Origin of the sequence: Candidatus Magnetaquiglobus chichijimensis, assembly GCF_045865675.1 — a bacterium.
Taxonomy (GTDB): Bacteria; Pseudomonadota; Magnetococcia; order Magnetococcales; family Magnetaquicoccaceae; genus Magnetaquiglobus; species Magnetaquiglobus chichijimensis.
The window spans coordinates 519,264-534,617 of record NZ_BAAFGK010000004.1 but is presented as its reverse complement, the minus strand read 5'-3'; the positions used below and the strand labels follow the sequence as shown (position 1 = coordinate 534,617).

At 62.8% G+C, this 15,354-nt stretch carries 8 protein-coding genes and 2 tRNA genes; 6 read left to right on the top strand and 4 right to left on the bottom strand.

Annotated elements, in window-relative coordinates; translation table 11 throughout:
• Nucleotides 1–49: 49 nt before the first annotated feature.
• The gene (locus ACOY6C_RS06705) at nt 50–2,548 is read right to left on the bottom strand and encodes an ABC transporter permease (RefSeq protein WP_420904710.1); all 2,499 of its coding nucleotides are present in this window, start codon (nt 2,546–2,548) and stop codon (nt 50–52) included.
• Between the two features lie 173 nt (nt 2,549–2,721).
• Here ACOY6C_RS06705 and ACOY6C_RS06700 point away from each other — a divergent pair.
• Together ACOY6C_RS06700 and ACOY6C_RS06695 are read left to right on the top strand one after the other, a co-directional pair.
• Nucleotides 2,722–2,799 (top strand) — tRNA-Arg (locus tag ACOY6C_RS06700).
• Nucleotides 2,800–2,978: 179 nt separating this feature from the next.
• Nucleotides 2,979–3,065, top strand: a tRNA-Leu gene (locus tag ACOY6C_RS06695).
• 321 nt (nt 3,066–3,386) lie between these two features.
• On the opposite strand, the gene ACOY6C_RS06690 is transcribed toward ACOY6C_RS06695, so the two are convergent.
• The 3 genes from ACOY6C_RS06690 to abc-f form a co-directional block, all read right to left on the bottom strand.
• Nucleotides 3,387–4,748, bottom strand: a complete 1,362-nt coding sequence (locus ACOY6C_RS06690) for a diguanylate cyclase (protein WP_420904709.1) — start codon at nt 4,746–4,748, stop codon at nt 3,387–3,389.
• Between the two features lie 51 nt (nt 4,749–4,799).
• Complete coding sequence (locus ACOY6C_RS06685) at nt 4,800–5,654, bottom strand: methyltransferase domain-containing protein (RefSeq protein ID WP_420904708.1); 855 nt, start codon at nt 5,652–5,654, stop codon at nt 4,800–4,802.
• A gap of 142 nt (nt 5,655–5,796) precedes the next feature.
• Nucleotides 5,797–7,797, bottom strand: coding sequence for a ribosomal protection-like ABC-F family protein (gene abc-f, locus ACOY6C_RS06680; protein ID WP_420904707.1), 2,001 nt, complete (start codon nt 7,795–7,797; stop codon nt 5,797–5,799).
• A gap of 290 nt (nt 7,798–8,087) precedes the next feature.
• On the opposite strand from abc-f, the gene ACOY6C_RS06675 reads away from it, so the two are divergent.
• From ACOY6C_RS06675 to dsrA, 4 genes are all read left to right on the top strand, one after another.
• Entirely contained in the window at nt 8,088–10,487 is a 2,400-nt protein-coding gene (locus tag ACOY6C_RS06675) for an ATP-binding protein (protein ID WP_420904706.1), read from the top strand.
• A gap of 127 nt (nt 10,488–10,614) precedes the next feature.
• Nucleotides 10,615–12,360, top strand: coding sequence for a diguanylate cyclase domain-containing protein (locus ACOY6C_RS06670; RefSeq protein WP_420904705.1), 1,746 nt, complete (start codon nt 10,615–10,617; stop codon nt 12,358–12,360).
• A gap of 36 nt (nt 12,361–12,396) precedes the next feature.
• Nucleotides 12,397–13,677, top strand: coding sequence for an O-acetylhomoserine aminocarboxypropyltransferase/cysteine synthase family protein (locus ACOY6C_RS06665; protein WP_420904704.1), 1,281 nt, complete (start codon nt 12,397–12,399; stop codon nt 13,675–13,677).
• 283 nt (nt 13,678–13,960) lie between these two features.
• Nucleotides 13,961–15,241: a dissimilatory-type sulfite reductase subunit alpha gene (gene dsrA / locus ACOY6C_RS06660; protein WP_420904703.1), complete on the top strand. Its 1,281-nt coding sequence runs from the start codon at nt 13,961–13,963 to the stop codon at nt 15,239–15,241.
• Nucleotides 15,242–15,354: the final 113 nt, after the last annotated feature.

The following is a 15,354-nucleotide window of genomic DNA, read 5'->3' as shown; positions in this document are numbered from 1 at the left end:
GATCCAGCCGCATCGCCCCTATCCACATCCGATCCCGGCCACACCCGGCTCAATCCTCACGGGCGCGCAATGCCTCGAGAATCGGACGCTCCAGATCGCGTCGCGCGGCCAGAAATCCCGTCCCGGCCACCAGCAACGCCCCACCCGTCAGTGTGACGACGGTGATGCCCGGCAACCAATCCCAACGGTCCTGCAACAGGAATCGAATCACTGCCCACGCGATCCCCTGCCCGACGATCACCCCGACGCCGCTGGCGCAGATCCCGAGAATCAGGAACTCCCGCCAGGCCACCTGACGCAAATCCCTCTGCCGGGCCCCGAGCAGGCGGGCGATGGCGGCTTCCCGAACGCGCCCGCGCTCCAGGAGCAGAATGGCGACCAGCAGGGCGATCACCCCGGCCACGACCGCCATGCCACCGGCCAGACGGAGCGAACCGATCAGCCTTTCCAGCATCTCCCTGGCACGTTCCATCACCTCGCGGGCGGCGATCAGGGAGATATTGTTCAGGCGTTGCGTCACCTCGGCGCGAAACGGCTCCTCCCGGTCCGGATCGAGACGGATGCTGGCCAGATGCGAGAAAGGCACCCCCTCGACCACGCCAGGCGCGAAGATCACGAAGAAGTTCAGACTCATGTCCGACCAGGAAAGCTCGCGGATGCTGGTGACCGTGGCGGTGACATCGACCCCGAGGATCGAAAAGGTGATGGCGTCCCCGAGACCGAGACGCAGATCCCTGGCCATCTCCCGCTCCAGACTGACCTCCCTGGCATTCGGATCCGACCACCAGCGCCCCTGGATGATCCGATTGCCCGCCGGCGGTTCCCCGGCCCAGGTGAGAACGTAATCCCGTTGAAAGCGCCACGCCTGGGGATGGCTGGCCGCCACCGCGCCGGTCACTTCCGCACCGTTCAGGGCGCGCAACCGACCGCGCACCACCGGGGTGACGCGCAGATCGTCGGCCTGATGGAGATAACGACCGGCCATCTCCCGCAGTGGCGCTTCCTGATCCGGCTGGAGATCGAGCAGAAAGAAGCTGGCGACCCGATCGGGCAACCGTTCGGTCAACTGCCGGTCGATGTTGCGTTCCAGAAACAGCATGGTGGCCAGGGTGGCCATGCCGAGTCCCAGGGAGACCAGGGAGCCGAGGGTGCCGTTGCCATGGGCGGTCAGGCCGCGCAGGGAGAGTCGCCACGCCAGGGAGGCGGGTTGCACCTTTCCCAACAGCCAGAGCATGGCGCGGCCCAGCAGGGTGAGGACGAGCAGAGCGCCGCTCAGTCCCGCGACCAGCAGGAGCGCCGCTTTCCAGCCGTCCTGGGCGCCGACCGCCAGCGCGGCGAGCAGCACCAGGCCAAAGGGGACGCCCCAACGCCAACGGGCGCGGAGATACTCGCCGCCACCGCTCCAGGCCACCGCCCGGAACAGCCCCAGCGGAGAAACCGAACGCAGGCTCCAGAGGGCGCCAAACGAAAAGAGCAGGCTGCCGAGGAGACCGCCGACAACGCCAGACAGAAAGATCGTGGTGGAGAATCCCGTGGTCACCCCCGCATCCATCCCCAGGAAGTCGAACAACAGCGGCCAGCCACTGCCCGACAAGGCCCCCACCAGAGCGCTCGGCAGGGCGACAAGCAGGATGCGCAGCATGAAGATCCCCAGAATCGTCCCATGTCCCACGCCAAGGGCTTGGAGAATGGCCACCTGACGCCGACTCTCGCGGGCGTGGGCGGCCATGGCTCCGGCCATGGCGTTGCCGGTGGAGAGCAGGGTCAGAAGGGTCAACAGACGCATGAAGAGGGTGAAACGGTCGATGAAGCGTCGTGCCGACATCTGTCCATCGTTGGGGGTCATCACCCGGATGCCGGTGCCGAGGGTCTCCTCGGTGAGTTCTCGGGCCACGACTGCCGGATCGCCCCCTTCCGGCAGACGGATCAGGGTGACATGGGTGACCCGACTGCCGAAACCAAGCAGTCCGGTGTTGTTCACCTGCTCGAGGGGGATGATCAGGCGAGGCCCCCAACGAAAGAAACGAACCACCCGATCCGGTTCCCGGGCCAGCCGGTCGGCGAGTCGCAGTTTGGCCCGCCCCAGCTCAAACCGTGCGCCCGGGCGCATGCCCAGGCGTTCCAGCACGACCCCCTCGGCCACCGCCCCATCCCCACGCAACGCCTCCGCAAGCGGGATCCCGGAGGCCAACTCCACCTCCCCGCGCAACGGATGGCCGGATGCGGCGGCCAGCACCTCCACGAGCAGGCTCGCCCCGGTGGCCGGATTGCGCATCATGGCGTTGAACTCGAGGTTCTCCACCACGCGCCAATCGGGCCGGGTCAGGCGCGAGCGCAGCGCTTCGGGCAGAGGAGCGGTCGATTCCAGACGCAGGTCCGCGGCCAGCATCTGCCGGCTCTCCCGATCAACCCCGGCCCGCAACCCGGAGGTCAATGTGGCCACTCCGGTGGCCATGGCCACGCTCAGCAGGATCGCCAGGGCAAAAATCCAGAAATCCCCGCGTGCGCCGCGCAACCCCTGCACGCCAATGATCCAAATGGCTTTCATGTTTTTTCACTTGTTCATCCAGGCCGACAAACGGAAGAAACCACCCTGCAACGCCCCCAAAAGGCTCCATGCCAGAAACGCCACGCACATTTTTTGATAAAAACCGTTGAAAAAGACATTTTGCCGCTTGACGACAGCCGCGTCACGGATTATAAAGCAGAACTGTTTCGCAAGCGCTCGTAGCTCAGCCCGGATAGAGCAATTGGCTACGAACCAATAGGCCGGAGGTTCGAATCCTTCCGAGCGCGCCAATAAAAAAACGAAACCAAAACAGCCACCCGCAAGGGTGGCTGTTTTGGTTTACGGATCATGCCTGGACCACACCCAGTTCACGACATTGGCCACAAACCCCAACAACGCCCTGCATTGGCCACGAGCCTCAACAACACCCTTGACTCGAACCCGCGATATTGCTAATATGCGTGCTCATGCCGAGATGGCGGAACTGGTAGACGCACCAGACTCAAAATCTGGCGAGTGTGAGCTCGTGTCGGTTCGACTCCGACTCCCGGCACCACGATTTGATTCCAAAGATCTAGAAAAAATCAAAAAAGCCAGCAAGCTTGAACAGTTGCTGGCTTTTTTGTCGCAGGGCGTCCGGTTATGTCTTACGATAATCCAATCATTTCCCCAGGATCGTGGACAGAATGCCAGAAAAGAGCATGATATTTATTATTTTTTATGAATGAATTTAATTTTTATCCCGACCGGTAATGTATCTTGCCTGTCTTCGGAAAATGGATTTGGCCTGCCAGGGGGGCGTCAACTCCTGGTGAGGAGGGATCAGGAATAAGCCCACCGGAAAATGGGCACCGCATGGCCGCATCTTCAGCCTTGTTCATGCGCGATTGTCACGCCTTTCTGCCGTCGTCACGCCAAACTCCGAATTCACCGCCACCTCCACCCGGTTGCGTCCCCCCTCCTTGGCGACATACAACGCCCGGTCGGCCCGCTCGGTCAGATCGCGAATCGTATCGTCGTCGCGCCGTTGCGCCACCCCAAAACTGCACGTAATGTTCCCCACGGTAGGAATGCAGGTGGCTTCGATCAGGCCGCGCAGCTTCTCGGCCAACATCCTCTGACTCTCCAGATCGTTCTGCGGCGAAACGATCATGAACTCCTCGCCACCCCAGCGGGCCAACACATCCTCAGCGCGGATGTTGGCGGCCATCAACGCCGACACCTGTCGCAACACGTCATCCCCGGTCTGGTGACCGAACCGGTCGTTGATCCGTTTGAAATGATCGATATCACACAGGATCACCGACAAGGGCAGTTCATGGCGTTGCGAACGCCGCAACTCGGCGTTGAGCACCCCTTGCAGACGGGCGCGGTTGCAGGTTCCGGTCAGGGCATCGGTGAAAGCCTGAATCTCGAGCTGCTGTTTCTCCTTCTCCAGATGGGTCACATCCGAAAAAGAGAAGATGTATCGGTTCAGCTCCGGCAGGGCATTGAAGGTGATCGCGTAGGGGGTGACCCGACCCTGGGGTTGATCGGCGCGGCGCAAATGAACCACACCATGCTCCTGAGAGACGTTCAGGAGCGTCGTCAACCAGTGATCCGCGTTGGGGCTGGCAGAAGGATCGACCAGAGGCTTGCCGGCCCGATCCAGCAACCGATCCCCCAACCGCGCACCGCTGACCAAAAACTGCTCCAACGACTGGAACCCCAACAGATTCAGAAAGGCGCGGTTGATGTATTCGAGCCGCTCGTGCTCCGTGACCAGGAGCAGATTGGGCTGGATATCCAGGATGAAACGGACGTAGCGGTTGGCCGATTCGGTCTCCCGGCGATGTCTGAGAGCCTTGGCGCAGTGTTGCAACGCCTTGAGGAGGGTTTGGGGCGCGGTGGGCTTGAGCACATAGCGATCGATCCCCAGATCGATGGAGCGCATGAAAAACTCGGCGTCGCTGTGGGCGGTGGTGACGATGATCGGAATCTCGGGTTCCAGGTCACGGATCAACCTGGTCATCTCCAGACCGTCGAGGGTGGGCATCAGAATATCGGTGACGATGATATCCGGTCGCTTGAGTTCGAACAGCCGCAACCCCTCCTCGCCATCGCGGGCGGTGACCAGGGCCCCGGCATGGGCCTGGATCACCCGATCGAGCAGACGGTGAATATCCGGATCATCCTCGACGTAGAGAACGGTCAGCTTGGAGAGGAAATCGCTTTCCGGAATCGGGGATGTTTCGGACATTAAGGGTTGACTCGCGTTCAAGGGATGGTTGATACCGGCAGGAGATCCCGTTCAAGGCTTCCAGGCGTGGGCAAACAGGATCTCCAGGGTGACCGGCAGCCCGGTGGCGGACGGATCGGCCTGGCGCGGGTCACACCGCCGCGCCAGCTCGCGGAGGGTTCCCTTGCCCATCAGCCCAGGCGGACGGCGCCGATGGGCGTTGGTCGCGCCGATGCGACGCAGCTCGAACAGCAGATGCTCGACATCCTCGAAACGGGGTCGGATCATCTCCCGGTCCACCACCGGACGGGCCAGACCGGCCAGACCCAACAAATCCCCGAGATCGGCCAGGGAGAAGAACTCCGGAATGCGCGGCCAGACCTGTCCATGCCGCGCCTGATCGATTTCGGCCAGCACCGCGCGACATTCGGAGAGGGTGGCCGGCCCCATGGTGACCAGCAGCAATGGCGCGCCGGGCTTGAGCACGCGCCGGATCTCCCGCAGGGCGCGCATGGCATCCGCGGACCAGTGCAGGGTCATGTTGGCGATCACCAGATCGAAGGTGTTGGTCGCGAAGGGGAGTTTGACCGGATCCCCGACCAGGGCGCAGGGCGGATTCGGATCCTGGGGCGTGGCGGATGTGGACCAGGCCTCCGGGCGCGGCGCGGCCAATCCCTGGGCGATCACGCGGGCGTCCGGGAGCTGGGCGCGCAACAATTGGGCGGCATGGCCGGGCACGCGGCCCAACTCGAGGATGGCTGGGAAATCCAGACGGATTTCGGTGACGCGCTCCACGAGACGCTGGTTGACGAACGCCAGGAAATCATCGTTTTCGACCGGCGCGGCGCGCCCCATGGCCCGACGCACGCGGCGCGGGTCCAGGCGCGAGGCAGGATGGTGCTCCAGGGGGACGGTTTGGGAACTCATGGCTCGCAAGGTCACGGGGTACCGATGGATTTTTCAGGAGCGGTCATCATAACCTGGATTCCTCCATCTGCAAACATCAATCGCACGACAGACCAAACCCCGCCCTGACCGGTCGTTCCCAGGCCTGACACCCGCGCGGGCATCACCCCTCGCCGGCGCGGATCCGGGCCAGCTCGGACTCCGCTTCCGACTCCTGGGCCGCGACCTCCAGGGACAACGCCTCCCAGGTGGTCATCGCCTCAAGCAATCGCCCCTCCAGTTGCCCAAGGCGCGCCACGTCGTTTTTCAGGCTCTCGCGCGCGGCGTCGGCATAGGCCTCGGGATCGGCCAGAACGGCCTGAATCCGCCCCTGCTCCGCCTCCAGGGTCTCGATCTCCTTTTCCAGCTTCTCCAGACGTTTCCTGGCCTGCTGGGTTTCGGCGCGCAACCGGTCGCGCACCTGGGCGGTCAGACGACGGATCTCGCGGGGATCGCGGGGATCGCGCCCCGCCTGCACGGCCAGCGCCGCGCCGCTCGCGCCACCCGCCGGCTCATCGCGGATCGCCTGCTCCAGATAGCCTTCCAGCGTCCCCTCCCAGACCGTCACCTTGCCGTTGGCGACCACCCACAGAGCATCGCAGCTGGCCTCCATCAGATCCCGATCGTGGGTCACCAGGATCAGGGCCCCCGGATAGTCGATCAGCGCCTCCTCGAGCGCGGCGCGGGCCGCCATGTCGAGGTGGTTGGCCGGTTCGTCGAGCAACAACAAGTTGGCTCCGGACAAAAACAGATGAGCCAGGGCCAGCCGCACCCGCTCCCCGCCGGAGAGATCCGCCACCCTGGTTTTCACCGCATCCCCGGAGAAAAGCATCCCTCCCAACAGCGTCCGCAAGGCGGTATCCCCGAAGTGGTCCGGGGCTGCGGTGGCGGCGGATTCGAGCACGGTCTGGGCCGGATTGAGGGTTTCGAGGGCGTGCTGGGCGAAACGGGCCACCTTGATCCGCTCGGAGAGGAGCACCTGTCCGGAGTCGGGGGTGATGTCGCCGGCGATCAGTTTGAGCAGGGTGCTCTTGCCCGCGCCGTTGATCCCCACCAGACCGATCTTCTCACCCCGTTTGAGTTCCAGCCCCACATCGTCGAGGATGAGCCTGTCGCCGTACCCCTTCTTGAGCCGGCGGGTCTTGAGCACCTCCATGCCGCAGGCCGGCGGGGTGGGAAACCGGATGCGCGGCGGCCCGACGCCGGAAGCGGCCTTCTGGACCGGCTCCAGTTTGGCGAGCATCTTGACCCGGCTCTGCACCTGTTTGGCCTTGGTGGCCTTGGCGCGAAACCGTCGAATGAAGCACTCCAACTCCTCGCGACGCCGGTTGATACGCGCGGCGGACTTCTCCAGGGTTTGCAGGTTCATGGCCTTTTGCTCCAGCCAGGCGTCGAAGGGGCCGGAAAAACGGGTCAGGCGTCCGTTTTCCAACTCCACGGTGACGTTGGTGGCGCGATTGAGAAACGAACGGTCGTGGGAGACGATCACCAACGCCTGGGCTCCGGCGTTCTTTTTCAAATGGTTCTCCAGCCAGGCGGCGGACTCCAGATCCAGATGGTTGGTCGGCTCGTCCAGCAGCAGCAGATCGGGCGCCCAGAAAAGCAACCGCGCCAGCTGCGCCCGCATCCGCCAGCCTCCGGAAAAACTGCCCAACGGACGGGAGGGATCTTCCGGCGCGAACCCCAGACCGGTGAGGATCGCGGCGGCGCGCGACTCGGCGGCATAGGCGTTCAGGGTGGTCAGACGCAGATCGATCTCCCCGAGACGGGCCACCAGCGCATCGTGCTCCGCGGCGCGGGTCGGATCGAGCAGATGGTGTTGAATCACGTCGCGCTCGCCGCGCAACCCGGTCAACTCCGGGTCGCCGGCCAGGGTCATGGCCATCAGGGTTTGGCTGTCGTCCTGAATCTCCTGGCGCAACAATCCGATCCGCACCCCGCCCCGCATCCGGATCGAGCCGGCATCGCACTCCATCTCGCCCAGGATCATGCGCAACAACGTGGTCTTGCCGGCGCCGTTCGGACCGATCAGACCCACCCGTTCCCCGGGGTTGATCAGCAGTTCCGCCTGATCCAACAGTTGGCGTCCGCCAAGATTTTTATTGATTTTGTCAATTGTCAACACGCTGATAACTTCCCGTCAGGCCCCATCCGGTCGCGGTCGGAACGCATCCCCACCTCCCTGCGAACAGGACGACACGAGGGGTCAGGGCGCTCCCGCACCGGGTAAATTAGTTCTGTACATCAAGTGGTAATTGTGGGATGCTGGATTGTCATAACTCAACAAAGCAGTTCAGCCTCTTGGCAACGTTCGACATTCCGGACCCGACATGCACCGGACGCGCCGTGCGACCCATTATTTGGCACGCGATCCCATCCAGATGCAAGGGCGGGATGCCACGCAGGGAGGAATCGATGAAAATCGCCGGCTTTGTGCGGCAACGCTATCCCATGGCCCGCTCCGGGGCCGAACGAGTGGCGGCAGCCCGTGAAATCGCCAGACATGGCTTTCTGGTCATCTTCCGACACGAGGCGTTCGCGGGAATCCTGACGCTCGAGGATATTCAGGCCGGTCGCGGTCTCTCCGGCGGTCCCCTGGTGCGGGCGGGCGAGGAGTTGAATGTCGTCCTCGAACGCATGACCCAAAGCAACCGTCCGGTCCTGCCGGTCATGGAGGAGGAACGGTTCGTGGGCGTGGTGACCCGCGCCGACCTCGAGGCGGCCCGCAGCCAGTTGGAACAACAACCCGACTCGGGCAAACGAAAAAAAAACAAGGCCAAGGACGATCGGGAACCAACCGGTGGCACGGAACTGGAAACCCGTTACCAGGACCTCTCCGCAGAGGTCGAAACCCTGCGCGAACTGGTGCGCCACAACGAACGCACCTCCCAGTCACGCCTGGCCATCAACACCCTGCTGCAAACCGCCCTGGAACCCATCTCCCTGGAAGAACTCCTGCAACGGGCCCTGGACATCATCCTCGATGTGCCGTGGCTGGCGGTGCAGGCGCGCGGGGCGATCTTCCTGGCCGATCCGTCCACCAAACGGCTCTCCCTGGTGGTCCAGAAAGGACTCTCCGCCAGCCTGATCTCCCACTGCCAGGTGGTGGAACCGGGCTTCTGCCTGTGCGGACGGGCAGCCCAGGATGAGCGCATCTACTTCGCCGACTGCGTGGGGCCGGAACACGACGTCCGCTATCCGGGCATGATGCCCCATGGTCACTACTGCGTGCCGATCCTGTCACGGGGGGAGCTTCTGGGGGTCTACAACCTCTATCTCACCGTGGGACACTCCCGTCTGGCCGAGGAGGAGACGTTTCTCACCGCCGTGGCCAACACCCTGGCCGGTCTCATCGAACGCAAGCGGGTCGAGGCCGATCTGCGCCAGGCCAAGGAGGAGGCGGAAAGCGCCAACCGTGCCAAAACCGCCTTTCTGGCCAACGTCAGCCACGAAATCCGCACCCCGCTGAACGCCATCGTCGGCTTCTCCCGCATCCTGCTCAAGCATCAAAGCCAGATCTCGCCCCGTTTCATGCGCTATCTGGAAAACATCCGCGTCAGCGGAGACAACCTCACCGAAATCATCAGCAATGTCCTGGATCTGGCCAAGATCGAAGCCGGCAAGGTGGAACTCGACAAAGAGGACATCGACATCGCCCTCCTGGTGCAGAGCCTCTATCAGGTCGCCAAGGATCGCGCCGCCGAAAAAGGGGTGCTGCTCCACTATGCGCTGGATCCGGAACTGCCCCGTCATGTCCACTCAGACCGCACCCGCATCAACCAGATCCTCATGAACCTGGTGGGCAATGCCATCAAGTTCACCCCGCGCGGCAAGAGCGTGACGATTCGCGCGGTACGCGACGGGGGATTCATGATGTTCGAGGTCGAGGATCAGGGGATCGGCATCCCGCGCGAACGGCTCAACGCCATCTTCGAACCGTTCGAACAGGCGGATGGCTCGACCACCCGCCGTCACGGCGGCACCGGACTGGGCCTGGCCATCGTGCGCAGTCTCACCGGGATGCTGGAGGGGAGCGTCTACGTGGACAGCCACGAAGGGGTCGGTTCCACCTTCCGGGTGCGTCTCCCCTTGCAGGAGGCCGCGCCCCCGGCCCAGGACGGCGACGACATCAACTGGCGCGAATACCGATTCGATCCCAAGGCGCGGATTCTCCTGATCGAGGACAATCCGATGAACCAGGAGATGCTGCTGGCCGTGCTCGACGAGGTGGGATTGACCGCCACGGTGGCCGAAAATGGACAGAACGGGGTGGAAAAGGCGCGGGAGTGGTTGCCGGATCTGATCCTGATGGATCTCCACATGCCGATCATGGATGGTCTTACCGCCACCCGGATGCTGAAAAACCACCCGGAAACCGCCAACATCCCGGTGATCGGCCTGTCGGCGGACGCTTTCGTGGAACGGGAGAAGGAGGCCCTGGAGGCGGGGGTTTCGGACTATCTGACCAAGCCGGTCGATCTGGCCCGGTTGATCCCGATGCTGGCGGCCTACTTGACCCGCAAGCCCGGCGACGCCACCCCCGCGCCGTTCGTGCCGGGACAGGAGTCTCTGCCCGAGGGGTTGACGGAACGGTTGCGCGCCGGATTGGCCGAAATCGCCACCCTGCCTCTGTTCGAGTCCGCGCGGATCGTCGCCATGTGCGACACCTTGTCCGCGCTCTGCTCGCCTTACGAATGTCCGCACAAAACCGTGTTCGAACGCATTCGCGAGGCCATTTTCGCACGCAACTCCAAACGGATCCCGGAAATCATCCAGGAAGCCGAAAGGTTGCTCGATCCGGACCGAACCGCTTGAACCAAGGACGATCGCTTGAATTTTCGACAAATCATCGCCATGATGCCCACTGAAGCGCAACAACGGACCGTCGGGGGATCTTGACGCGCGAGCCACGGACGCATGGAGGGGACACGGGGCTGTCGGCATGTACATCCATCACAAATTGGGACTGGGCTTTGGTGGCACGGTCGGTCTGGTGCTGCTCTTATCCATGTTGGCCTGGCAGAACATGCAGATCCTGGTCGGCATGGAGCGGGGTCAGGAACGGGTCCGGCAGATGCGCGAGGCGCTGCTCGAGGCTCGGCGACATGAAAAGAACTACCTGTTGCGTCAGGACGAAAAATGGGCCGACCTCACCCGCGACTGGATGACCCGTCTCGGGCAGATGGTCCGCGACGAGACCTCGCAGAGTTCCGGCGCGGAACACGAATCGTGGCACGAGATCGATGAACTCACCCAGACCTATCTGGATCGATTCGAGGCCCTCGGACAAATCCCCCTCCACTCCTGGAAAGAGCGCGTCGAACAGACGGAACGACAGCTCGTCCCCCTGGCCAGACAGCTCCACGAACGGTTCGATGCCCGACTGTCGGCACGCCTGGGGAAACAGGAAACCCATCTGGCCTACACCGAACGGCTGCACACGATCTTCGTGGTTCTGGCCATTCTGAGCGCGGGTCTGATGGTGTTCACGCTCACCCGCTCGATCCTGCGCTCTCTCAAGTCGGGGGTGCAGTTCTCCCGCCAGATCGCGGCGGGCAACCTGAACGCCACCATCGACCATATCCCCAAGGATGAGATCGGCATTCTCCTGCACGCCATGCAGCAGATGGGCCGCGAACTGAACCGTCTCGACGAGACCAACCTGCGCTCCCAGGCGCGCCGTCTGGCGTTGAGCGCGCTGCTGGAAAGCTCCCTGGAACCTTTGTCGCTGCAAAAACAGCTCGAAGTGGCCCTGCACATCGTCCTGACCGTGCCGTTTCTGCGTCTGGAGCACCGGGGGGCGATCTTCCTGGCCGACGAACAGGATGGCACCTTGCGGATGATAGCCTCGGACGGACTCACCCCCCAGAACGAACAAGCCTGCCGCACGGTCCGGCCCGGTTGGTGTCTGTGTGGACGGGCCGCAGTCGAAAAGCGGCTGTTGCACGTCCAGAACGTGGATGGCCGGCACGAAAACCGCTTCGACGGCATGCCCGATCACGGTCACTACTGTCTGCCGATCGTCTCGCGCGGCAGGGTTCTGGCGGTGATGAACCTCTATCTGGACCCGACCCACGTCAAGACCGCCGAGGAGGAGGCCTTCCTGGCCAACGTGGGTTTCACTCTGGCCGGCATCCTGGAGCGCAAGCGGCTGGAGGAGCGGATGCAGCATCTGGCCCATCACGATCTCCTGACCTCGCTCCCCAACCGGATGCTGTTCACCGAACATCTGACCCATGCCCTGGCCCAGGCCACCCGCGGCCAGGAGCCGCTGGCCCTGATGCTGATCGATCTGGACCACTTCAAGGAGGTCAACGACACCCTGGGCCACGCCGCCGGCGATCAGGTGCTGATCACCTCCACCCAGCGCATCCGTGTCTGTCTGCGCGCCTCGGATCTGGTGGCGCGCATGGGCGGTGACGAATTCGCGGTGATCCTGTCGGATCTGGCCGACCCAGCCGCCGCCGGTCGGGTGGCCGAAAAGATCGTGCAGTCCGTTTCGCAACCGATCGATGTGGCGGGAGAGAAGGTGACGGTGGGCGCGTCGATCGGCATCGCGCTCTTTCCCGCGCACGGAGACAACGGGGATGCCCTGATGGAACACGCGGACATGGCGATGTACGCGGTGAAGGAGCGAGGGCGCAACGGTTTCCGGTATTTCGAAAAAGCGGACCGGAAAAGCCGATGATCGGATATCAACTTGAACAAAAGGAGTTGTGAACCCATGAAACTGGAAACCCTGGCCATTCACGCCGGCTACCGTCCGGAACCGACCACCAAATCCGTGGCGGTGCCCATCTATCAAACCACCTCCTACGCCTTCGACGACACCCAGCACGCGGCGGATCTGTTCGACCTGAAGGTGGCGGGCAACATCTACACCCGCATCATGAACCCGACCACCGCCGTGCTCGAACAGCGCGTGGCGGAGCTGGAAGGGGGCATCGGCGCGCTGGCGCTCTCCTCGGGCCAGGCGGCGATCACCTACGCCATCTTCACCATCTGCGAAACCGGGGACAACATCATCGCCTCGAGCACCCTCTACGGCGGGACCTACAATCTCTTTGCCCACACCCTGCCGCAACTGGGCATCGAGGTGCGCTTCGCCGACTATCGCGAACCAACCAGCTTCTCCGCGTTGATCGACGAACGCACCAAGGCGATCTTCGTGGAATCGATCGGCAATCCCCTCGGCAACGTGGTCGATTTCGCGGCCCTGGCCCAGGTGGGTCACTCCAGGGGGGTGCCGCTGATCGTGGACAACACCGTGCCGACGCCGGCCATCTGCCGTCCGTTCGATCACGGCGCGGACATCATCATCCACTCGCTCACCAAATACATGGGGGGACATGGCACAAGCATCGGCGGCGTTCTGGTCGATTCCGGACGCTTCCCGTGGGCCGAACACAAAACCCGTTTCCGCCGCCTGAACGAGCCGGATATCTCCTATCACGGGGTCACCTACACCGAAGCCCTGGGCGCCGCCGCCTTCATCGGACGGGCAAGGGTGGTGCCGCTGCGCAACATGGGGGCGGCGATCTCGCCGTTCAACAGCTTTCTGATTCTGCAAGGGATCGAAACCCTGGCCCTGCGCATGGAACGCCACTGCGCCAATGCCCTGGCCGTGGCCGAATACCTTCAGGGGCATGCCAAAGTGGCCTGGGTGAACTACGCCGGTTTGAAGGATCACCCGGATCGCGGCCTGGTGGACCGTTATTTCAATGGCAAGGCTTCCGGGATTCTGACCTTCGGCGTGCAGGGAGGCCGCAAGTGCGGTGAAAAATTCATCGACTCCCTGAAACTGATCACCCACCTGGTGAACATCGGCGACGCCAAATCCCTGGCCTGCCACCCGGCCAGCACCACCCACCGGCAACTGTCCCCCGAAGAGCTGAAAAAGGCCGGCGTCTCGGAGGACATGGTACGTCTCTCCGTCGGTCTGGAGCACATCGACGACATCCTGGCCGACATCGCCCAGGCCCTGGATGCCGCCACGTCGGTCTGAGTTTCGCCTTTTTCTACCATACTGAAATATAACCTGAAATTCCCACCCTTCCCCCTCACGCGGACCTGGAGAAAATCCGGGTCCGCGCAAAAAAAGTTCCTTGCCTTGTCGTGATGTCAAAGAGAAAATCACAATATTGGAATTTCATGATTGTCTAATGCACTGCAACATAAAACCCTGTCTGATTCTGTCGATGCCGAGGGGGCAGCAAGATCGCCAGTTGGAAAGATTCGGCTCGATAACCGTTCCATCACGGCGTTTTTCAACGAGGAGTGCGCGAAGAATGAGTGGCAACCAAACATCCCAGGCAATGGAACTGCATACGCCTCTGCTCAACGAGCTGGAGAGCGGTCCCTGGCCGAGCTTCTTCTCCGATCTCAAGGAGTATTCAAAAAAGAAGCCGGTCGTGGCCCAGCTGCTCAACCAGCTCGAAGAGTCGTATGAGAATCGCTGGAACTACTGGCTCGGCAAAATCATCAATGCTCCGGGTTACGGCGGAGGCATCATCGCCCGCGTCTCCGAGTTGTCCGACAAGTATCCGGGTCTGGCCAACTTCCACACCGTGCGCGTCATCGAGCCGCCGGGTTGGGTCTATTCCACCAAGGCGCTGCGCAACCTGGCCGACACCTCCGAGCGCAATGGCGCGGGAATCCTGCAATTCCACGGCATGAGCGGCGACGTTCTGCTGCTGGGCTTCGACGACGCCGGTTCGTTGCAGTGCGTCGAAGATCTGATGAACGATGGTTGGGACATCGGCGGATCGGGCGCGGCCATGCGCACCCTCCAGTGCTGCGTCGGCCAGGCCCGCTGCGAAATGGCCTGCTACGACACGATGAAAACCACCAAGCACATCACCGACACCTTCATCCACTACCTGCACCGCCCCGAATTCGTCTACAAATTCAAGTTCAAGCTCTCCGGTTGCGGCAACGACTGCGCCAACTCCATGCTCCGCTCCGACATGCCGATCATCGGCACCTGGCGCGGTCCGATGCAGGTGGATCAGGCCAAGGTCGCGGAGTTCATCGACGAGAAGGGCATCGAATATCTCATCGACAACGTGATCACCCGCTGCCCGACCCGCTGCCTGGCGGTGCGCGGCAAAACCCTGGAAGTGGACAACGACAACTGCGTGCGTTGCATGCACTGCATCAACGTGATGCATCACGCCCTCAAGCCGGGTCTGGATCGCGGCGTCACCATCCTGGTGGGTGGTCACCGCACCTTGAAGATCGGCGACACCTTGAGTTCGGTGCTGGTTCCCTTCATGAAGCTCGAGACCGACGAGGATCTCGAGGAGCTGACCAGCTTCATCGAGCGGATTTGGGAGTTCTGGAACGACAACGGCATGGATCACGAGCGCATCGGCGAATTCATCCACCGTGTCGGCATGGGCACCTTCTTGAAGGGTGTGGGTCTGGAGCCGGATCCGCGCATGATCCGTCAGCCGCGCACCACCCCCTACATCAAGTTCGAGGAGCTGGCCCCGACCCGTTTCGAGGGCGAGCAGACGAAGAATCCGCCGGTCTGGAACCGCGAGGCCGAAGCGGTCGAGACTGCGTGACCCGCTTCACGGACTCCCCGCGCGCCGGATCGCTTGCGGCTTGATCCGACGCGCGCCGGGAATCCCTTCGAAACCCGAACGAACGTGAACTCCCTTTATCGAAAGGAAAGTTT